This window comes from Bacillus sp. SRL337 (genome assembly GCF_984799155.1).
The window spans coordinates 3087434-3108350 of sequence record NZ_OZ481793.1 but is presented as its reverse complement, the minus strand read 5'-3'; the positions used below and the strand labels follow the sequence as shown (position 1 = coordinate 3108350).

Here is a 20917-nt window from a genome sequence, read left to right as displayed (position 1 = left end):
AAGAGGGAGGGTGGTAAAAATGAACCGCGACCGTGGAAGAATCAAGTGGACCTCCATGATGCTCCCGGAGCACGTGAAGGTGCTGAGGGACTGGGCGAAAGAAGACAGCTTTGAACAGCGGAAGAAGATCGACGAACAGCATCTTGAGGAATTGAATGAAGTTACAGCAGAAGCCATGGAGTTCAGCCGCCTGGTCACCATCACCCATTATGCCGGGCAGCGCCATCAATTGCTCATCGGCCGGATTCATTACTACGATGGGCTGAACAGTAAGATTCATGTAGTGGACCGCTTTGAAAAAACATCCTATCTGTCCATCCAAGATATAGTGGATATTCGTTTTACAGAAGAGTAAGAGCATTAAACTGTAAAGGCAGTTTTCGCTTAGATTGCTGCTTTCGGATATCCCTTGGATACTGGGGATCTTTTTTCTGAACAAGGAGAGCAGCTCTTTTCCTTCATGTTTGCGTAATTCATATTATGCAGCAGCAAGTTCAAGTAGAGCCGTTAAAAAAAAAGCTTGAAACAGAGGGATCCCTCTTGGTTCAGGCTTTTTGTTTGTATGGAAAGCTATAAAATTCTTGAGGTGCAGATAATAAAGATTCATTCTGCATCTAGCTCTAAGCACCTAGCCCCTCGGGGCATAAGCCAATCCGATAAGAAGGTTGAAAAGCAGCCTTCTTGTCAGCTCGTCTTATGCCTGTCGGGGCTGACCAAGGCGCTTGTGCTTTTGTTCTTCATTCCTTATCATCAAGGACTTTTTCTGCACGAACACATGATTCAAACTTGCCTTTATGAGAAGCGTCACAGAACGGCATTCTCGAAGACAGCCCGCAGCGGCAGAGAGAGAATACGCTCTTTGTTGGAAAAACGTTGCCTTCTGCATCTACAAGCTCAACATCGCCTGTCACCTTCAATGATCCATTATCGTTCACTTTAATTTGTGCTTTTGACATCTAACCATCCTTTCCATATGTAACAAAGATTCCCCACTTTGATAGTAAGTGGAAGGCGGAAAAAATGCAACCGTTTCTATCCGCTGCAACCAATCCAAAACAATGAATTTCCCGTTTCTATGTGATAAAATCAGGTCATACAGAAACGTTAGGGAGGCCCAGTAATGAACATCACGATTACCGATGAGGCACAAAAAGTTCTGAAGAATAGAATAGGCGATAAAGAAGGCTGTTTAAAGATAAAATACGAAACTGAAGGCTGCGGGTGTGTAATGAGCGGGATCCCTGTCCTGGAATATGTTCAACAAACAGGCGGCGATGATATTGAAATCGACACCGGTTCGATTCCCGTTATGGTCGAGAAGTCAAAACAGGTTTTTTATGATAAAGATTTGAGAATCGATTTTTCCACATCAGCCAAAATGTTTCAGTTGAAAAGTCCCGGTCAGATTTTGAATGGGCGGATGAATTTTTTCATTCGCTGATAAGAAGGATGGTGCCATCAAGGCTCCATCCTTTCTATTTTACGAAACGTGGTGCACGGCAGCGGCCCCAATCTCTTCAAGGAATTCATCTACCGCTTTTTCATATTCCTCTTTATTGTCATTATAAGATTGTGCATGAAGCCCATTGGCTGCAAGGTATAACTTTTTGCTTCCGCTCTTTTTGTCAAACAGCTCCTGTGTCATCGATGACAGGATGTAGTCGTCCGGGATGCTGTGGATGAATAAGACCGGTTTGCGGATATTTTCTACCACAGAGCGCGGGGAAATATCCTTGAGAGTATACCCTTCACGGAGCTTGAGGAATAAATCGGCAAGCGGCAGCAGCAGCCTTCCGACAGGCAGCTTGACCTCTCTTGCCATCCGGTAGGAAAGCTGTTCGCCAAAGTCTGAGTAAGGGCAGTCTGCTATATAAAAGTCAGCCCGGTCTTCAACGGAGCCTGCATAAAGAAGGGTGGTGGCCGCTCCCATTGATTCACCGTGGATGCCAAAGTAGACATCTTCTCCCCGGCGCTTGATCAGCTCATCAACGACTGCTTTCAAATCCTGCTTTTCAAAGAATCCATAGCTGGAGGTACTGCCCCCGGATTCCCCGTGCCTGCGATGATCATATACCACCGCGTTAAATCCTCTTTTCAAAAAAAGATTCATATATTTTAAGGAATTCAGCTTGTTTTCAGTGACCCCATGACAGAATATCATATATTTATTGCCTGGATTCGGGTGAATGAAAACGGCTTTGATGCTGTAGCCAAAAGGAGAGGATATACTTACTTCTTCCTTTGGCAGCGCCTCATACTCCTCAAGATTCAGACGTCCAGCCGATATTTCCCGCTGCAGTATGACCTGTTCGTCCTTCTTCTTAAGGTACATAAACTGGTTGGTTAAAAAAACACCGAGACCTGCGGCGGCTGCAAGAGCTCCACCGACTGCCGGCACCCACTTTTTCATAGTAATGTCCTCCAACGATACGTTTTCTATAGTTTACCACTGGATACGTCATCAGTCATAAAAAAAACGGGCCGTAAATTGCACAGCCCGGAAAAAATATGACGCAGCGAGGATTACTGTTCGGAATTCTGGCGGTTGGTTGGATGAACAGCTTTTTCAAGCTCTTCTTTCGAAATGACATTCTGTACAGTATCAGCAGTAGGTTTCCCCTTTTGGCTGAATCCCTTTTCGCGTTTTTGGCTCATGTTTTTCTTCCTTTCCTAAATAAGATATAAGCTTAGGATGCACAAGGAAGTCAAGGCTATTCAGCTTAGTGTGCAGGTGTATGCAGCTTATAATAACCGGTATCGATGGAACGGGAAAGGTGAGGTGCGACAATCTTGACCGCTGCGACCAGGCCGTCAAGATCGACGCCGGTTTCAATCCCCATTTGTTCAAGCATAAAGACAACATCCTCTGTAGCTGCATTGCCTGAAGCCCCTGGTGCGAAAGGGCAGCCGCCAAGCCCGCCCGCGGAGGTATCAAAACGATCAATTCCGGCCTGCAGGGAAGCAAGGATATTGGCCAGTGCCATTTTGCGGGTATCATGGTAATGGGCTGTCAACAAAACGTCAGGAAGTGTTTCTTTCAGCAAGGAGAAGAGCTCAAAAGCCTCCTTGGGATTAGCCATCCCGACTGTATCTGCGACACTCAATTCATCTGCGCCCATTGTAACAAATTCCCTGCAAAGCTGCAGTGTTTCCTCTGGAGGTATTTTTCCTTCATAAGGGCAATAGAATGAGGTAGAGATACAGGCGCGGACAAAGCAGCCTTTTTCTTTTAATTCCTTGACGATCGGTCTTAGTTCCTCAAGGCTTTCAGATGTCGTTTTATTGATGTTCTTCTTATTGAAAGTATTGCTGACACCGACAAAAACGGCGACAGCCTTCCCTTTGGTATCAAGGGCGCGATCGACTCCTTTTCGGTTCGGGGCAAGCACAATGTCGCGGCTGCTGTTGAGACAGGCTTCGACAACTTCGCCGGCATCCTTCATTTGCGGCACCCATTTAGGCGAAACGAAGGAAGTGAGTTCCATTTCTTTCAAACCCGAAGCCTTCAGTGCGCGGATGAATTGGATTTTAATATCGGTAGGAACAAACTTTTTTTCATTTTGCAGGCCATCACGGGGGCCGACTTCAATCATCGTGACTTTTTTTGGCAAGTCCATTGGAATTTCCTCCAGATTCATAGTAAGGTCTACTACTATTGTAGAAAGATTCAGATTTAAAAATCAACTATAAATTTTTTGACGAATTAAGAGGAATTTAAACGCTTACATAGAAACCATTATAAGTAGAGGTGAAATGCATGGCAGCTTGCTGCATTTTTTAGCAAGTTCTGCATGACAAGGAGGACAAAAGAGATGACGAAAGAGGTAGTGATCGTGAGTGCAGTCCGTACTGCCATAGGCAGCTTCAACGGATCTTTAAAAGATATCTCAGCACCGGAGCTGGGAGCAGCGGTAATCAAAGACGCACTGGAAAAAGCCGGGGTGTCGGCGAGTGAAGTGGATGAAGTGATCATGGGGAATGTTTTGCAGGCAGGCCTTGGCCAGAACCCTGCAAGGCAGGCAGCATTGAAAGCCGGCATGCCGGAAACCGTTCCTGCGTTGACCATCAATAAGGTATGCGGATCCGGTCTGAAGACGGTTCATTTGGCTGCACAGGCCATCCTCGCAGGAGATGCAGATATTGTCGTTGCAGGTGGAATGGAGAACATGAGCCAGGCGCCATATCTGCTGAAAGATGCAAGGAACGGCTACAGGATGGGAGACGGTAAGATTGTCGACAGCATGATATCAGATGGGTTGTGGTGTGCGTTCAATGATTATCATATGGGAATGACGGCTGAGAACCTGTGTGACCGCTACTCGATTTCAAGGGCAGAGCAGGATGAGTTTGCGGCTTGGAGCCAGGAAAAGGCAGCGGCCGCAATGGAAGAAGGAAGATTTGAAAGTGAAATCGTCCCGGTCGAAATTCCTCAAAGAAAAGGAGATCCTCATATTTTTAAAACCGACGAATTTCCGCGGAAAAGCTCAACAGCGGAAAAACTTTCAGGCTTGAGGGCTGCATTTAAAAAGGAAGGAAGCGTAACAGCAGGAAATGCATCGGGTATCAATGACGGAGCGGCAGCAGTCGTAGTGATGTCAAGAGAGAAGGCGGAAGAGCTCGGCATAAAGCCGCTGGTCACTATCAGGGCAAATGCCAATGCTGCGGTCGACCCGGCGGTAATGGGAATCGGACCTGTCACTGCGGTTAAGAATGTACTGGAAAAATCCAGCCTTTCACTGGCTGATATCGACCTGATTGAGGCGAATGAAGCTTTTGCAGCCCAATCGCTGGCCGTGGACCGTGAATTGAAATTTGATAAGGGGAAGCTGAATGTAAACGGTGGAGCGATTGCATTAGGTCATCCAATTGGCGCAAGCGGTACACGAATCCTGGTCACCCTCATCCATGAAATGGGGAGAAGAGATGCCAAAAGGGGACTGGCAACTCTATGCATCGGCGGCGGCCAGGGAGTTGCGACAGTAGTGGAGAAGGCGTAAAACTTTTTGCGGAGGAGGAAAAGGGATGAAACAAGTATATACTTCTTTTAATGAGGCGATTGCAGATATTCAAGACGGTGCTACATTGATGGTCGGAGGATTCGGGCTGTGCGGTATCCCGGAGAACCTGATTCTTGCTCTTGTTGACAAAGGTGTGAAGGACTTAACCGTCATTTCCAATAACTGCGGGGTCGATGACTGGGGACTGGGGCTGCTTTTACGAAATAAACAAATCAAGAAAATGATAGGGTCCTATGTAGGAGAAAATAAAGAGTTTGAAAGACAAGTGCTCTCAGGGGAAATTGAGGTTGAATTGGTGCCTCAGGGAACACTTGCCGAGAAAATCCGTGCAGGGGGGGCCGGCATCCCAGCCTTTTATACACCAGCAGGCGTCGGCACACCAATTGCAGAAGGCAAAGAAACCCGCACTTTCAACGGCAAGGAGTATCTGCTGGAGGAAGCTTATACAGCTGACTTCAGCCTTGTCCGTGCCTGGAAAGGCGATAAAATGGGGAATTTGCTTTACAACAAAACAGCGCGGAATTTCAACCCGATGATTGCTGCTGCAGGAAAGGTGACGATCGCTGAAGTGGAAGAACTGGTTGAGACTGGTGATCTGAACCCGAATGATATCCATACACCGAGTATCTACACCCAACGCATCATTCAGGCGGAGCAGGAAAAACGGATAGAAAGAAGAACAGTCAGCCAATAACTTGGAGCATCCGGAAAGGAGAGGGAAAAATGGATCGTGCAAAAATGAGAGAGAAAATAGCCAGAAGAGCAGAAAAAGAGATACAAGACGGTTTTTACGTGAACCTTGGAATCGGTATGCCGACCCTTGTTGCCAACTATTTATCCGATAACAAGCAAGTTGTCCTTCAATCGGAAAATGGACTTCTTGGAATCGGGCCGTACCCTTCAGAGGATAAGGTGGATGCCGATTTGATCAATGCCGGTAAAGAAACAGTAACAGCTATTCCTGGATCAGCCTACTTTGATAGTTCGGAATCTTTTGCGATGATCCGCGGCGGCCATATCAATGTGGCCATCCTGGGCGGAATGGAAGTTTCCGAGAATGGGAACCTGGCCAACTGGATGATCCCGGGCAAGATGATCAAGGGGATGGGCGGAGCCATGGACCTTGTTCACGGTGCCAGGAAAATCATTGTCATCATGGAACATGTAAATAAAGATGGTGAGGGTAAAATCCTGAAGGAATGCACCCTGCCGCTGACGGGTGAAGGGGTTGTGGACCGAATCATTACTGACAGGGCAGTCATTGATGTGACGGAAAACGGTTTGGTCCTCCGGGAAGTGGCCAAGGGCTACACAGTCGAAGATGTGACATCTACAACAGAACCAGAATTGATCATTGACGATAACCTGATAACAGATGCATTTTAATAGGTCTACAGAAGGGAAGCACTGCGCTTCTCTTTTTTTATATTTTTGATAAAATAAGTTCACATAACTGTTTGTCATGAGTGGCCACGAATCAGGCCATCGAGGTGCTGCTATTTCAAGGCATCGAATTTGGAGATGCGGCAAACGACAATCCAGGAAAGAAAACTAATACATCAAGTACTGAATAAAGGAGGAACTTCCATGAAGAAAAAACAAAAACAGCCGAAGCGCCCATTATCAAAGAAAAATGAAGATGTGACACTTAAAGATACACTGCAATCGGATGTATTCCAAGCGTTGAAAGCTAAAAAGAAAGAGCTTGAAAAGGAAGAAACCGTCCGTAAAGAAGAGGAAGCCGAAAGAAAAAGAGAAGAAGCCAGACAGCGTGAAAAAAACAAATCATTTGAAGAGCTTCTTGGAGAAAGCAGCATGAATTGGAAGGACTTCAAGTAATGACAAGAAAAGTGGAAGTCACTACTTATAATCCACTATGGAAAGAAGAGTTCCATCAAGAAAAAAAGAGGCTTAATAAGGTCTTTGAAGGATGCAATGCCAGGATTCACCATATTGGGTCGACGTCTGTTGAAGGGTTGGCAGCCAAACCAATCATTGATTTTCTGATCGAGCTGCCGGATATTTATCTCGCGGATGAAAGAACTCCCTCTTTAGAGGCTAGGGGGTATACAGCCAAAGGAGAAAACGGAATAAAGGGCCGCCGTTATTTTCAATATGAAAATGAAAAAGGAAAGAGGCTGTACCATGTTCACATCTACGCATCAAACAGTGAAGAAATTGCGAGGCATCTGGCCTTTCGTCATTATTTGAGAACATTCAAAGGGGAAGCTGAAAGATACGGCCGATTAAAAAGTGAACTTGCTGCCCAATTCCCAACTGATATTGATGCATACATACAAGGGAAAGATGAATTTGTGAAAGAGTTGGAAAAGAGAGCCGTAAAATGGGGCAGGATGTACCTGACTGATCAGAAAAAGAAGAGTTGACCGAGGTCAACTCTTCTTCCTTTACAGCTTATTTCTTCGAGTTAATATACAATTTACCTTCAGCGCGTTTTGTGGTTACATTTCCGAATTCATCCGAGATTTTCACTTCAACCACGGCTCCCGGTGCTTTCACATTGGAAGTAGCAGTGTAGTATCCGACATAGTGTCCATCTGACGTTTCCATCATCGGAAGTTCAGTCGCATTGGAGACTGACGATTTAGCGTTTGTCAGCGGCATATGGATCACGAATGCCGCATCCAGACCAGGCTCACTGTCGAATTCAATTTTTACAGATTCACCTTTCTTCAGTTCCTTATCCTCTGCAGGAAGAAGGTTGTCAATGGCGATGTCGCCAAACTTGGCGTGGACGGTAACGCTTTGTTTCTTTTTGTTTCCAGCCTTGTCTTTAGCGATAACCTGAATGACGTTTTCTCCTTCATCCAAAAGCAGTCTGTGAGTGAACTTTCCGTCTTTGACAGAAGCTTTCTCACCATTCACTTTAACCCAAGCAAGGTTCTCATCCGTGATGTTGCCTTCTACAGTAATCGCCTCGCGATTGGTTTTCAATCCTTCCTCAGGGGAGGTGATTTGCAATTCAGGTTTATCCTGGTCAAGAGTGATGGTGACCGGCTCTGAAGGACCAGTCATTCCTTGTTCAGTTGCCGCCTTCGCTGTGATCGTATTTTCACCGGCTTGCAAGGAGACGTCAGCAGAGAAAGTGCCGTCCTCTGCGGTTTCAGTTTCAGCAACTTCCTCATCCCCGTTGAACAGGTGAACATTGGTAGATGGAGCTGATGTGCCTTCCACTGTCACTGTCTCATTATTAGTGAAAGAATTATCTTTAGGCGACGTGATCACCGGAGCTGTAACCTCATAATTCACCGTTGCACGGATCATATAGTTACCTTCTTCTTCTGGTGCCAGTGACCATGCTCCGCCAACCAGCTGCCAGCTTCTTGCTGCGTATTCGCCGTCTTCATCCGTTCCAAGCCCAGGTGTATTCGGGTTTGGTTGGGACTGGATATACACCATGTAAAAGTCATCGTCGACCATGATGCCATGCTCGCTCAAGTCTACATGTGTCCATTCACCATTACGTAATGCTGTGCCATCAAAAGGACCGGCAATTTTCTTTCCAGGTGCACCGTCAGTACCGGATGCATCATAAACGGCTACTTGGAATTCTGTTCCGCCTGGTACAGGCCATTCAGTATCCCAGAATCGGAATAGGCCGCCTGTGACCAAAGCAGTGTCATTTCCTTCTTCGAGGGACATCTTGACCGCCCAGCCGTTTCCGGCATCATAGAATGCATGGGCATTTTCAGCAGTGCCGTCATCATAGCCGATTTCACCAGGATATCCGATGAAAGGTTCCAATGCGATATCCGCAGTGGTGACTTCTCCGCCTTCAATCGTGATACTCACTTCCTGGCTGTAGAAATAAGGTGCAACGACTTTTAATGTATATTCACCTTCATATGCCTCTAAGTCGAATTCCCCGTTTTCATTTGTTTCGACAGGCTCCACTACTGCATCTTCAAGCAGGAACGCCGTAGCGCCTTCAACCGGTTCACCGGTGACCTGATTGGTTACAGTGCCAGTCACATTTCCACTAGGAATTTCCTCAAGTGTGAAGTTGGCAGTGGAAGTACCATCTTCTTCGATTGTTACACTTTGAGTCTGTGATCTGTACCCATATGTGGCAGCTTGTAAAGTGAATTCGCCTGCCGCATGAGTCATTTCATAGGATCCATTAGCTGGATTGGTATATACGGAACGTCCTGTCTCAAGAACACTTACTTCTGCTTGTAAAGGCAGCAGTACAGGTGCAGGGTTTTTATCTTGTCCCGGTGCTTCTTTTGCAGTGTTTTTAGCTAACTTGATTTTATTTGGATTGACACTAGGTTTTTTAGCAACAGAAGCTGATTTCTCATTTTTTGATTTAAAGCCAAGTTCTTTTTTCTTAGCCGGAAGGATAGAGTCAGTGCTTAATTTCACATCATCCAGGTACCAGCCTTGTTTGACAACACTTCCATCTGTCGTTACGTTGAAAGCAATGTAAACTCGCTGACCGGCATATTCACTTAAGTCAACTTCACCGTCAACCCAGCCATTTGTGCTTCCATTGACACGAAGGGCTTGTGTCCAGTTCTCGCCATCTGTGGAGACAAAGACGTGGCCGTAGTCATAATTGTTTTCAAGTTCGTGCCACTGTTTGAATTGAAGGAAGCTGTTTCCTTCCGGCAAATCAACAGGAGGCATTTGTAATGACATATTCGCATTGCTGGCATAATTTCCAGCCAGGCTTGTTGCATATACCTTCTCACCAGAAGCAGCATTGCCAGGACCGTTTACAGGGACTCCCCACTCCCAGCTGTCCGCATCTCCATAAGAAGTCCAACCAGCTGGACTGGATTCAAAATCCTGTTCATAACCTGTTGAAATCCCAGGAAGGAGTGTAACAGAATATTCTTCAGTCTCAACATCATTGCCGCCAAAATCAACCGCGCTCCATTTGTAAGTTACGCTATCAGCGGTCAAGGCTTCACCAGGAATGCCGGCTTCATAGGTACCGGATTTGAAGTCACCCGAGGTTTTGGCTGCATCGACTGCAACCCATTCACCGTCAGCATTTTGATAGTGGAGCGTAACACTTGTCACGCTTACATTATCACTGGCTTCTGCCTGGAGTGACAGGTTCATTCCTTTAAATGATTCAGCTGGTGCTTGATGAGTGATAACAGGCGCTTCAGTATCATCGCCTTCTTTTGATACTTGCCCTTTTACTTTTCCAAGGCCGTTCATAACTGAGGAAACCGCATCAAATGCATTGACCAGGCCGTGGCCATAGCCGTTATTTGGCGTTTCTGGGAAAGTACCATCAGTTAAAGGAACAGCGGTTGTCATCAAGATTTCTTCAATTTCATCAACGGTTAGTCCAGCATTGGCTTGCTTGAGTAACGCAACAACGGCTGATACATGCGGGCCAGCCATTGATGTTCCGTTCCATCCGCCTTCATAGTTGCTTCCCGGAACCGATGATCGGATATTCACACCTGGTGCAGATATCTCTGGCTTCACTTCCTGATATGGAGATGGACCTTGAAGAGAGAAGCTGCCAAGATTATCATTGATATCTGTTGCACCAGTGGCAAAGGATTCAGGGTAGTTTGCCGGTGTAGCTACAGAACCGGGGCCGCCGGGATTGAAGAGATCCGTATTTCCTGCAGAAAATTCAGGGAAAATTTCTGCGGCTCTCCAAGCAGCGACCATTTCGCGATACCATTCATCAAGACCTGGTCCGCCGCCCCATGAGTTGTTTACGACATCAGGCGCCATTTCAGGATGCGGATTTCCTTCAGCATCCTTTGGAGCAAGGATCCATTCACCTGCTTCCAGCAAATCAACATCACTTCCTCCATCAGCAGTGAATGCTTTTATGGCTATCCACTTAGCTCCTGGAGCGACCCCGATTTGATTGTTTCCATCTGGCTCAGAACCGACCATTGTTCCTGTAACGTGGGTTCCATGGCCCTGGTCATCGTAAGGGGTACCTTGGCCTGCAGTTGCATCAAACCAGTTGAATTCATTATCTGGTGCATCAGGGTTTTGAGGATCAAACCCTCTGTACTTCTCTTTTAAAGCAGGATGATTCCATTGGACCCCCGTATCAATGGAGGCGACAACAGTTCCTGCTCCGTCAATTCCCATATCCCATACGGCTGGCGCACCGACACGGTCGATGTTCCATTCAACGTTAGCCGGTTGATTATCCGCTTTTTTTGCTTTAGGCATTACGCTTGCCCCAGAGGAATCAACTTTAACAGGCTGAATCAGCTGACGAGTTTCGTTTGGTAAAATCTTCTCAACTTCAGGGAAGTTTGCGATTTTTTCCATGACTTCTTTTGTACTTGTTACAGCCATGCCGTTAACAACATAGAAGCCTTTGACTTCTTTAACAGCACCGGACTTTTTCTCATTATTTAAGTATTTTTTCACTTCTGCTTGAGTTTCAAGGGCTGTAGAACGCAGCTCGGAAACAACCAAGTTTCGTTTTAATAATTTTTTGCTGTTTGCAGAAAGCTTTTGCTTTTTTGCTTGATCAGCTGCTTTTTTCTCTACAGACTTAGTGTCTACCTGCTCCTTGAACTTCACTAAGTATGTGACGTGCTTATCCTTCTTGAATTGATCTTGCAGCTTTGATGTGATTTTGGATTGTGGACTGATTTTTGCTGTGTCATTTGCTGAAACAGAAGGTTTTCCTTTCTGTGTAGCTGGTTGTGTGGTAGCAGCTGCTCCTGCATTTGGTGGAAACATTAATGGAATAAACATGATCAGGGTCAATACAATGGACAACCATTTTACGTTCCTTCTTTTTCCTGACATTCATTTCCCTCCTATAATGTTTGGAATGGTAGTGCCGGTCCTCCCTTTTTTGGATTCCATCTGGAAAATAGTTGATGGTAACCCAACGATAACCAATAACTCGAGTCGAATGTTGTATTATAATGTCGAATATGTTTTGAATATTCAGAAAATGGATAGGAAGTTACAGCACAACGGATTTTACATAGGTAATTAGAAGTGTTTTTTTTATAACTTCAGGAATATAACGGTTTAACGTAAAACAATTGCAGGGAGTTTAGTAGTATTTTTGTGCATTAGTTATTTGATGGTTTTAAAAAATGAGAGGTTGGATAGAAAGGGGGGGAGAGGTATTTGAATTCTAGAAAAATGTCCTATTTCGCATAAATATTCAAATTGTATAATATGCCCGAAAGAATAAAAGGGGTGGGTATCCCGTTTTATTTGCAGTCGGTAGAAGTGGGATATGACTTTATCACTAGATGGAAGAAAAAAGAAAAGCAGATGATGAAACCTTTGCATCAGTTCCTGGCGAAGGTATCTCAGATGCTGCATTTTGACTGGATATTTTATTTTTATAGCGGAATTGTTACAGAATGAGGAAAGAAGCACTATTTTTTCTTTCTGATGGCCAGAGAAGAATATCCTGAAATTTCTTCGGTCAGGTCCTTTGCAGGAGATTTGCAGCAGGAGGAAAGGCTGATTTATGTAAAATAAGAAACCATCCCCGTGCTTCGGGGATGGAGAGAAAGTTTCATATGCGGTGATGCTCATAAATATTCTGCTTGGTGATATCCTTTAATACCTGTATTTCCTTGCTTGAAAGAGGGGATGCGTTGACTGCCTGAGCGTTTTCATGTAGTTGTTCGACTGAACTTGCACCTGGAACGACAGCTGAGACTGTATCATGGCTGAGAATATATTGAAGGGCGAGCTCATTCATGGATCTGCCTGTTGACAGTTTCTCCTGTATACTGCTGAGCACTTCCGCAAGTTCATTGTATGAATAGCCGAGATACCCTTCTTCTTTCATTTTTGCAGAGGCTTTTTCAAGCATTTTTTCACTGAGCAGTCCTTTTGCAACAGGTCCTCTGGTGACTACACTGATCTTTTTATCCTTAAGCAGCGGGAATATCTCCTCTGGCCGTCTGTCCAGCAGGCTGTACTGCATCATCACTGATACAATATTGGAAGAATCGGCAAAACGATTAATGACGTTCGGGCGGATGGAGGAAATCCCATAGTGACGGATGAGTCCTTCTTGCTTCAGCTCTTCAAATGCTTCAATTGTTTCGTCCGAGGGATCATCCATCGTACCGCCGTGAAGCTGGAACAAATCGATGTAGTCCGTCCCAAGTCTTTTTAAGCTTCGCTTTACTGCTTCCTTTATATAGTCTTTTGAAGGGTCCCAATGCCATCCTTCCTTGACATCATCCCAGCGATTCCCTGCTTTTGTTGCAATGATGACCTCATTTCTTACAGACTTTAGAGTCTTTCCGACAATCTGTTCGTTTTGGCCGAAATCGTAAAGGTCTGCTGTATCAAAATAGTTGATTCCTTCGTCCAGTGCTGCTTCGATAATCGGCTGCGCTTTCTTGGGGTCATTCCCAAGGGACATGCAGCCCAACCCCATTTTGCTTACATACAGGTCAGATTTTCCTATTCTGCGCTTTTCCATGATCTCCCCGTCCTTTCCTTCACATTAATTAAGGATATTGTACCGGAAATAGACAAAGGAAACCAAATTTACTGTTTTTCATTGCCGGCAGATTTGGTCCACTCCTTGATATATTCGTAACTATAACTGTACTCCTTCAGCTTAGCTCTGATTTCCCATGCTTTCCCCTGAAGAATAACTCCTTTGGGATGAATGATGACTTTCATATTTGAACCTCCGCGAGATAATTTAGTATCAGGACCGAAAAACACACACAAAGATGTTTAGAGTGTTAATCTATATTCAAAAATGGAAAGAATATGAGTGAAAGCATGAAGGAAGGGTAAAAGAAGAGAATTTGATATAATAACCATCAGTGTTCAATCAGACAGGAGTGAAAAAGATGAAAAAATTCGAAGAAAAAACACTGAAAACAGAAAAGATCTATAAAGGGAAAATCATTGATTTACAAGTTGATGAGGTAAGCCTCCCTGATGGGAAAACGTCTAAACGTGAACTGATTAAACATCCCGGTGCGGTTGCTGTCATAGCTTTGACCCCGCAAGGTAAAATCGTTATGGTTGAACAGTATCGCAAAGCCTTGGAACAATCGATTGTGGAGATACCGGCAGGGAAACTGGAACCTGGTGAAGAACCTGTGAGAACCGCGGAAAGGGAGCTTGAAGAAGAAACTGGTTACGGGTGTAAGAATATGAAATCTCTCATCTCTTTCTATACTTCACCTGGATTTGCGGATGAATTGGTTCATCTTTTTATTGCAGAGGATATTTATCGATTGGAAAATGCAAGTGCTGCTGATGAAGATGAATTTGTTGAGCTTATTGAGGTCACTCTAGAGGAAGCTCAAAAGATGATAGAGGAAAAGCGGATTTTCGATGCAAAAACAGCTTACGCAGTTCAATACCTGCAATTAAAAGAGGCAATGAAGGAATAATGAAAGAATACTTTGCAGATATGCATGTTCATATTGGAAGGACTGCAAGCGGACGCCCTGTGAAAATTACAGGATCTCGAACCCTGACTTTAACGAATATCCTGAGGTATTCTGGTTACCCGAAAGGTCTGCATATGCTCGGGATTATTGACTGTCATTCACCGGAAGTCATTCTGGAGATAGAGGGTCTGGTTGGAAGGGGCGAATTAACAGAGTTGGAGGACGGCGGCTTTCAGCATGAGAATGGGTTAGTCCTGCTTCCCGGGAGTGAACTCGAAATCAATGATGAAAACTGCAAAGGACCGATCCATGTCCTTGCTTATTTTCCAGATTTACATTCTCTGAAATCGTTCTCTGGCTGGCTGAGCAGCAGAGTGACAAACATTCATCTCAGCTCACAAAGGATTTATGCGGAGGGTAGAGAACTTCAGCAGACAGTGAAGGGCTTGGGGGGGCTTTTTATCCCGGCTCATATCTTCACACCTTTTAAAAGTCTTTATGGAAAAGGTGTGAGCAAATCGCTGGTTGAGGTTTTTTCACCTGAGATGATAGATGCAGTCGAACTTGGGTTGAGCAGCAATACTTCGATGGCGAACAGGATCCCGGAGCTCCATAAATACCCCTTTCTCACGAATTCAGATGCTCACTCACTTGCAAAAATCGCTCGTGAGTATAATGCGATCATGATGAAATCTCCGTCATTTAAAGAGTTTGCCAGAGCTCTGAAGAACGAGGGTGGGCGGAGGATTGCGGCCAACTACGGACTTGATCCTCTATTGGGTAAGTACTATGAAACAACCTGCAGCAGCTGCAGTGTCATAATCCCGGATAGTGCTGAACGATGTCCTGATTGCGGCCATGTTAAGAAAATCCGGGGCGTGAAGCACCGGATCGCAGATTTAGCAGAAAATATACCTCCGCCTGTCAGGCCGCCATATATTCCCCAGGTCCCTTTGGAATATATCCCAGGCCTCGGACCCAAAACCATGGAAAAGCTGCTTGATCATTTTGGGACTGAGATGGATGTTCTGCATCATGTACCTAAAGGCAAGCTCGCGGAAGTGACCAAGGAACAGCTGGCAGAAGCCATCCACAAAGCCCGAACAGGCCGACTTGCTATCAATGCAGGCGGGGGTGGAAGATATGGGAAAGTATCCAAGAACTAAAAGAGAGGACAGTGACTCATCATTGTCCTCTCTTTGCGTCCAGAAAGTCTTTCACCATGTTGATGCAGCCTTGTTTCGGATAGGTATGATACAGTGCTCCGGATAAACGGACTGGATCGCCAAAAAAATATCTCTCATATTGAGTTTGTCTGGTGCCGAAGGAGCTCATTGTAAGATCCCAGGCAAGGCGGAATAGTTTGGTTTTATCCTCAGCCGAATGGTTTGCTCCTTGCAGGTAGAGTCCCAAGTCTGCCCCTATTTCAGAGCGGAAGGCGTCATTTGTAGGTAAAGTAACCATCCCGCTTGCCCCTATCAGTTGAATGATTTCAGTGAACCTCGGGTAAATTTTAGGGAAAATATTGCTCGCGACACGAAGAGGAGTGATATCAGGCCGCATAATCCCCCATTCATCCAGCTCAGCATCGTGCTCTGACTTTTCAAGGAGTGCTTTCATCGTTTCCAGCCCGATAATGATTTCTGATACTTTCTCTTGAATGTGCTGATATTCCCTTACATTGATCAGCTCAATAAGAGATTCTGCAATCCCCAGTATGAATTCCGTCTTTATAATCTGTCTGATAAGGACCTGGTGAATAGTAAAGTGGTGAAAAGAGCTTTGCAATACCAGGGAGTTAGAGGCTTCTTGGTTATCAAAGAAGAATACACGTTCCCAAGGGACCAAGACATGATCAAAAACAAGGATTGTATCCATTTCTTCAAAACGGGAGCTTAGTGGGTGATCAAAAGTAGATTCCCCGCCGACAAAAGACTCTCTGCAGATGAACTTCAGTCCCATTGTGTCTGATGGTATGGAAAAAGCAAAAGCTTCTCCTTTTTCAAATAAGAGTTTGCTCGGTGCACTGAAAACGAGTACTTCATCGCTTAACCCTCCCTGTGTGGCAAGGAGGCGGGCACCTTTTATAACTATGCCAGCGTCATTTTGTTCCACCACTCTTGCAGATATCGGTTCATCGGGCTCATCGTGAAAGTAGCATTGTGACCGGTTCACTTGCGGTGTTATAAATGTATGGGTAAATGATAAGTCCTTTTCCCTGGCCAGTTCATAAATGAATCGAAAATGTTCTGGGAAACAATTCTCTTTTCCTTGCAATATAGCAGCCGATGAAGCAAAGCTCATCATCGCTGTATTAAGGTAATCAGGACTGCGTCCCATTAACCCGCAATTTTTCCTTGCCCATCCTTCCATCATTTTTCGGCGCTTAAGCAGATCATCTTTCGACTTTGGCTGTAAAAAGGAAAGTCCCACTGGCTCGTTCGTAATCGGGGACCGGTATGTCATAACCTTTCTATGCTCTGGATCGGTCTGCATATCATAGAGAGCAGCCTTAGTTTGGATAATCCCTTTAAAGGCAGGGTGCTCAGAAATTTTACCTTCGATTTTCTTGCCATCGAACCAAACTTCTGTATTCATTTGATCAAGCCGATTGATAAATTGTTTTCCATTTATGGCACCCAAATGATAATCCCTCCTTTCCCGGTTTTCCAGTTGTAATAGTCGATTCCATTATATTCCCTGGTGATAATGTCCGTTCGGGGCATGAAACCATATAGAGACCGAAAGTTTATATATTAATGAGGATGGTGTTTCCATTCTTCCGCCAGAATAGAATACACACAAGTATTTCTAAGTTCCTGTCCATTTGCACTTAAGGCATTCTGGCGGAGGGTCCCTTCAAGTGTATAGCCAAGCCGTTCAGGGATTCGCCTGGAAGAATGGTTAAGCTCATCACAGCGGATTTCCACTCTATTGACGGCCAAATGTTCAAAGGCGAAGCAGGTCAGCTCTTTAACAGCTTCTGTTATGTAGCCATTTCCACCGTGGGAAGAAACTCCCCAATATCCGATCTCTACACTGCCAGTGTCCCAATCAATACGATGAAATCCCGTTGACCCTGCCAGCTCACCGCTATCTTTCTTATATATATGCAGCCTGATATCTTCCCGTAAAATGAATTGGGCATATGACATCCGTATTCCTTCTTCTATTTCCTCAATGGTCTGCACTTTTTGGGCAAACCCCATCCATTGTGACAGATTTTTAATAGAGCTATTGATAGCCTTATGAACGATTTTTCCATCCCCTGGTTTGCAGGGGCTTATATAAAGACGCTTGGTTTCGATTAGGTCTGGAAAGTCAAACAGTATCTTGTTTTCCATAGAATCTCCTCCTGATTTTTCTGAAAATTATATCTGAATTACTGCCTGGCGACAACACACTTTCCAAAGATCTTTTTAGGAATCCAAAAGTGCTTAGACATATTTACTAGATTCACAACATAGTATCTAGTAATACTCGATTAGGAGGAAAACCGATGCGAAAGGGAATCTCAGCCAAAAATCCAATTATTGAACATGTACAATCACATTCCTCTATCTATCTATTCATACTGACTCTATTCTTAATGGGGGTCATTTTCGGGGCGGTGGTCGTGAACAGCCTCTCGTTTACTCAAAAAGAAGATCTATACTTTTATCTGGGACAGTTTTTTGGAGAAATTGCGGACGGAAAAATTGCTTCTGCGGAAGACTTGTTCCAGCAGAGTTTTCTTCATAATGTAAAATATTTAGGATTAATGTGGATCCTCGGCATATCGATTATCGGTCTGCCGCTCATCTTTATCCTTTTATTTATGAAAGGGGTTGTCATCGGTTTTTCAGTAGGTTTTTTAGTGAATCAAATGGGCTGGAATGGATTTCTGCTGTCCTTTGCTACGGTCCTGCCGCAAAATATTGTGATCATTCCGGCATTTATCTTCATAGGGGTGATCAGTGTCAGTTTTTCTTTAACGCTCATTCGGAAAATCTTTATGAAGCTTTCCTCGCATCTGCAGGTCCCGATGGCTCCGTTGCTGTCAAGATATGTACTCGCCTTTGTATTAGCGATAGCCATCATAACTGTAGCAGCTGGTATTGAAGCATATATCTCTCCCAATCTGATGAAGACAATGGTCAACCTTTCTAATAAATAATAATTATTATTTAATACAAATTATAATATCTTCTTTATAATGATTTTATTTTGCTTATTCCTCCCTTTTTGTTATAATAATGTAGACACTGACGAGGGAGGGAGACGGATTATGGAAAGCCGGATTGACCGTATAAAGAAGCAGCTTTCTTCTGCCAGCTACAAGCTGACACCACAGCGAGAAGCGACAGTGAGAGTATTATTGGAAAATGAAGAAGACCATCTTAGTGCAGAAGATGTATACCTCCTCGTTAAAGAAAAATCTCCCGAAATTGGATTGGCGACTGTCTATCGGACATTGGAACTGCTGACAGAGTTGAAAATTGTAGACAAAATAAATTTCGGCGATGGTGTATCGAGGTATGATCTCCGTCAAGAAGGCGCGGCTCATTTTCACCATCACCTGGTGTGTATAGAGTGTGGAGCTGTTGATGAAATCCAGGAAGATTTGCTTGAAGATGTGGAAGCAATTGTAGAAAGAGATTGGAAGTTTAAAATAAAGGATCACCGTTTGACATTCCATGGAATATGTTACAGGTGCCAGGAAAAGTCAGATGAACCTAATAAAGACTAGAAATCACAGAGCTGGCCGCCATGTAGTCAGTTCTTTTATTTTTGGAGGGAGTCATGACCAGTCCTATGTGACTTGAAGCAACGAGCCTCTGTGTAAGCAAAAGGCCTATTGGCCAGCAGCTGCATACGTTAAAACAAAGATTTTTACAGCTCCCTGGTATAATTCACGCCATTTTCGTCATAGCTTGTTAGAAAGAACGTTAATGGAGGACAGGCGTATGGTTCAAACAGGGATGAAGACGATTTGGCACACTATAAAAGTATTTATATTGTTTACAGGCTCTACGATTCTTTTTTACTATGGTATTATGTGTATAAGTGAAGAGTATGAAAGCTATCACAGATACGATGAGCCGGAAGGTGCTGCTGTAAAAGTGTTCCAGACTGTTTCGGAGGAGGAGCGGAGCTGGACTGACCGGCTGTTACTTTTTTATATGAATGGGGAGTAATAAGCTTGGAGAGCAGACTACAAGATTTTATCCATTTTTTGATTGTTGAGAGGGGGCTGGCCAAGAATTCGATAGACTCCTATCAACGTGATTTGAGGAATTACATGAAATTCGTTCAAAATGTGGATTCAGCGAAAGAGTGGGATGAAGTGCAAAGGGTCAATATCACCGGATTTCTCAGCCATTTAAAAAATGAAGGGAAGTCTGCCAAGACAATTGCCAGGCATGTAGCTTCCATCCGGTCATTTCATCAGTTTCTTCTTCGGGAGAAAGTAACTGAACAGGACCCATCTATACATATTGAATCGCCAAAAATGGAACGTTCCCTTCCGAAAGTACTCAGTATAGGCGAAGTGGAAGCCTTACTGGAAGCTCCGCAAGAAAGCACTCCGCTTGGAATCAGAGACAAGGCGATGCTGGAGGTACTTTACGCAACAGGAATCCGTGTGTCTGAACTGATCAGGCTTCAACTGGAGGATGTTCATTTAAAAATGGGCTTCGTACGTTGTATCGGAAAAGGAAATAAGGAACGGATCATACCTATTGGAAAGACAGCAATTGAAGTGCTGGAACAATACCTCATGGATGGCCGTCCGAAATTGGTAAGAAAAAAGCATAAAGATGATTCCCTCTTCTTGAATCACCATGGCAAGGGGTTATCGAGGCAGGGGTTTTGGAAAATCTTAAAGGGGTTGGCTGCCGAAGCAAAGATTTCCAAGGAGCTGACACCCCACACCCTGAGACACTCATTTGCAACGCATCTGCTGGAAAACGGGGCAGATCTGAGAGCGGTGCAGGAAATGCTTGGCCACGTGGATATATCCACTACCCAAATTTATACCCATGTGACAAAAACGAGAATGAAGGATGTCTATTCAAAATTTCACCCGCGGGCTTAGTGGCCTGCGTTTTTTTATTGTCCGTAAAGTTAGAAGGAGAAGATTATATATGTAAACGCTTGTATTTTAAAGACAGCAGCTTTAAAATAAGGTTGTCTGACTTCTGACGAATGTTCTTTTGGTTACTGGCTGCCAAACGGGGTAATATATCCTTATATATAGCTGTATTTGATGATTATATAAAATGGGATCAAGAGGACTAAACTTTGAACCATCTTCTTTCCTATTAACCTTGTTTTTGAATAGGGCTTTGATTGAAGCAGAAGGGGTGTGACCTCTTGCTGTACTGGCGCGTCCAGCTTCAGCAGGCAGAGCCTGACAGATCTTCCTGCGTAAGTGTCAATATCTGCAGCATCCGACTCCCATCAATATCGGTTGACCGGCTGCCTCAGCTTTTCAGTTCAGCGACCAAGCGGAGCGGCACACCAGCAGCGGGTAACAACAACGATTAGTTGGAA

Annotated in this window: 23 protein-coding genes; 14 read left to right on the top strand and 9 right to left on the bottom strand. The window is 44.5% G+C overall.

From position 1 onward, the window contains the following. The first annotated feature begins 19 nt into the window (after positions 1 to 19). On the top strand, positions 20 to 355 hold the full coding sequence (locus tag AC4E8A_RS15885; protein WP_490194295.1) for a YolD-like family protein: 336 nt from the start codon (positions 20 to 22) through the stop codon (positions 353 to 355). Between the two features lie 382 nt (positions 356 to 737). Here AC4E8A_RS15885 and AC4E8A_RS15880 read toward each other — a convergent pair whose 3' ends face one another. Continuing rightward, complete coding sequence (locus AC4E8A_RS15880; protein ID WP_490194293.1) at positions 738 to 956, bottom strand: CDGSH iron-sulfur domain-containing protein; 219 nt, start codon at positions 954 to 956, stop codon at positions 738 to 740. Positions 957 to 1120: 164 nt separating this feature from the next. Between AC4E8A_RS15880 and AC4E8A_RS15875 the strand changes: the two genes are divergently transcribed. Further along, a complete protein-coding gene (locus AC4E8A_RS15875; RefSeq protein WP_490194291.1) occupies positions 1121 to 1441 on the top strand; it encodes an iron-sulfur cluster biosynthesis family protein in 321 nt (106 codons plus the stop codon). Positions 1442 to 1480: 39 nt separating this feature from the next. Here AC4E8A_RS15875 and AC4E8A_RS15870 read toward each other — a convergent pair whose 3' ends face one another. The 3 genes from AC4E8A_RS15870 to AC4E8A_RS15860 form a co-directional block, all read right to left on the bottom strand. Beyond that, the gene (locus AC4E8A_RS15870; protein WP_490194289.1) at positions 1481 to 2410 is read right to left on the bottom strand and encodes an alpha/beta hydrolase; all 930 of its coding nucleotides are present in this window, start codon (positions 2408 to 2410) and stop codon (positions 1481 to 1483) included. Between the two features lie 113 nt (positions 2411 to 2523). Beyond that, positions 2524 to 2655: a hypothetical protein gene (locus tag AC4E8A_RS15865; protein ID WP_490194287.1), complete on the bottom strand. Its 132-nt coding sequence runs from the start codon at positions 2653 to 2655 to the stop codon at positions 2524 to 2526. A gap of 65 nt (positions 2656 to 2720) precedes the next feature. Next, the gene (locus AC4E8A_RS15860; protein WP_490194285.1) at positions 2721 to 3617 is read right to left on the bottom strand and encodes a hydroxymethylglutaryl-CoA lyase; all 897 of its coding nucleotides are present in this window, start codon (positions 3615 to 3617) and stop codon (positions 2721 to 2723) included. Positions 3618 to 3812: 195 nt separating this feature from the next. Here AC4E8A_RS15860 and AC4E8A_RS15855 point away from each other — a divergent pair, with 195 nt between their 5' ends. From AC4E8A_RS15855 to AC4E8A_RS15835, 5 genes are all read left to right on the top strand, one after another. Beyond that, positions 3813 to 4997: an acetyl-CoA C-acetyltransferase gene (locus AC4E8A_RS15855; protein ID WP_490194283.1), complete on the top strand. Its 1185-nt coding sequence runs from the start codon at positions 3813 to 3815 to the stop codon at positions 4995 to 4997. A 25-nt stretch (positions 4998 to 5022) separates the two neighbouring features. Further along, a complete protein-coding gene (locus AC4E8A_RS15850; protein WP_490194281.1) occupies positions 5023 to 5712 on the top strand; it encodes a CoA transferase subunit A in 690 nt (229 codons plus the stop codon). Positions 5713 to 5741: 29 nt separating this feature from the next. Then, on the top strand, positions 5742 to 6404 hold the full coding sequence (locus AC4E8A_RS15845) for a CoA transferase subunit B (RefSeq protein ID WP_490194279.1): 663 nt from the start codon (positions 5742 to 5744) through the stop codon (positions 6402 to 6404). A 201-nt stretch (positions 6405 to 6605) separates the two neighbouring features. Further along, positions 6606 to 6857 (top strand): YqkE family protein, encoded by a 252-nt coding sequence (locus AC4E8A_RS15840; RefSeq protein ID WP_490194277.1) that lies wholly within the window; start codon positions 6606 to 6608, stop codon positions 6855 to 6857. Beyond that, on the top strand, positions 6857 to 7405 hold the full coding sequence (locus AC4E8A_RS15835; RefSeq protein WP_490194275.1) for a GrpB family protein: 549 nt from the start codon (positions 6857 to 6859) through the stop codon (positions 7403 to 7405). Before AC4E8A_RS15840 ends, AC4E8A_RS15835 begins: the two co-directional genes overlap by 1 nt. A 28-nt stretch (positions 7406 to 7433) precedes the next feature. On the opposite strand, the gene AC4E8A_RS15830 is transcribed toward AC4E8A_RS15835, so the two are convergent. The 3 genes from AC4E8A_RS15830 to mciZ all read right to left on the bottom strand — a co-directional run bounded on the left by AC4E8A_RS15830 (position 7434) and on the right by mciZ (position 13655). Next, complete coding sequence (locus AC4E8A_RS15830; protein WP_490194273.1) at positions 7434 to 11792, bottom strand: S8 family serine peptidase; 4359 nt, start codon at positions 11790 to 11792, stop codon at positions 7434 to 7436. Positions 11793 to 12525: 733 nt separating this feature from the next. Next, entirely contained in the window at positions 12526 to 13449 is a 924-nt protein-coding gene (locus AC4E8A_RS15825; protein WP_490194271.1) for an aldo/keto reductase, read from the bottom strand. Between the two features lie 68 nt (positions 13450 to 13517). Continuing rightward, positions 13518 to 13655: a Z-ring formation inhibitor MciZ gene (gene mciZ, locus AC4E8A_RS15820; RefSeq protein WP_490194269.1), complete on the bottom strand. Its 138-nt coding sequence runs from the start codon at positions 13653 to 13655 to the stop codon at positions 13518 to 13520. A gap of 176 nt (positions 13656 to 13831) precedes the next feature. Between mciZ and AC4E8A_RS15815 the strand changes: the two genes are divergently transcribed. Then, the gene (locus AC4E8A_RS15815; RefSeq protein WP_490194267.1) at positions 13832 to 14383 is read left to right on the top strand and encodes an NUDIX hydrolase; all 552 of its coding nucleotides are present in this window, start codon (positions 13832 to 13834) and stop codon (positions 14381 to 14383) included. After that, positions 14383 to 15549, top strand: a complete 1167-nt coding sequence (locus AC4E8A_RS15810; protein ID WP_490194265.1) for an endonuclease Q family protein — start codon at positions 14383 to 14385, stop codon at positions 15547 to 15549. The genes AC4E8A_RS15815 and AC4E8A_RS15810 overlap by 1 nt, the downstream gene beginning before the upstream one ends. A 19-nt stretch (positions 15550 to 15568) precedes the next feature. Here AC4E8A_RS15810 and hpaB read toward each other — a convergent pair whose 3' ends face one another. Both hpaB and AC4E8A_RS15800 read right to left on the bottom strand, forming a co-directional pair. Next, a complete protein-coding gene (gene hpaB / locus AC4E8A_RS15805; RefSeq protein ID WP_490194264.1) occupies positions 15569 to 17026 on the bottom strand; it encodes a 4-hydroxyphenylacetate 3-monooxygenase, oxygenase component in 1458 nt (485 codons plus the stop codon). A gap of 113 nt (positions 17027 to 17139) precedes the next feature. Beyond that, positions 17140 to 17727 (bottom strand): GNAT family N-acetyltransferase, encoded by a 588-nt coding sequence (locus tag AC4E8A_RS15800; protein WP_490194262.1) that lies wholly within the window; start codon positions 17725 to 17727, stop codon positions 17140 to 17142. A gap of 155 nt (positions 17728 to 17882) precedes the next feature. Between AC4E8A_RS15800 and spoIIM the strand changes: the two genes are divergently transcribed. The 5 genes from spoIIM (at position 17883) to AC4E8A_RS15775 (ending at position 20911) form a co-directional block, all read left to right on the top strand. Continuing rightward, on the top strand, positions 17883 to 18539 hold the full coding sequence (gene spoIIM, locus AC4E8A_RS15795) for a stage II sporulation protein M (protein WP_490194260.1): 657 nt from the start codon (positions 17883 to 17885) through the stop codon (positions 18537 to 18539). Between the two features lie 111 nt (positions 18540 to 18650). Continuing rightward, positions 18651 to 19112: a ferric iron uptake transcriptional regulator gene (fur, locus tag AC4E8A_RS15790; RefSeq protein ID WP_490194258.1), complete on the top strand. Its 462-nt coding sequence runs from the start codon at positions 18651 to 18653 to the stop codon at positions 19110 to 19112. A gap of 217 nt (positions 19113 to 19329) precedes the next feature. Next, positions 19330 to 19560: a YqzK family protein gene (locus AC4E8A_RS15785; RefSeq protein WP_490194256.1), complete on the top strand. Its 231-nt coding sequence runs from the start codon at positions 19330 to 19332 to the stop codon at positions 19558 to 19560. A gap of 5 nt (positions 19561 to 19565) precedes the next feature. Then, the gene (gene xerD, locus AC4E8A_RS15780; protein ID WP_490194254.1) at positions 19566 to 20459 is read left to right on the top strand and encodes a site-specific tyrosine recombinase XerD; all 894 of its coding nucleotides are present in this window, start codon (positions 19566 to 19568) and stop codon (positions 20457 to 20459) included. Between the two features lie 278 nt (positions 20460 to 20737). Next, positions 20738 to 20911 (top strand): hypothetical protein, encoded by a 174-nt coding sequence (locus tag AC4E8A_RS15775; RefSeq protein WP_490194252.1) that lies wholly within the window; start codon positions 20738 to 20740, stop codon positions 20909 to 20911. Positions 20912 to 20917: the final 6 nt, after the last annotated feature.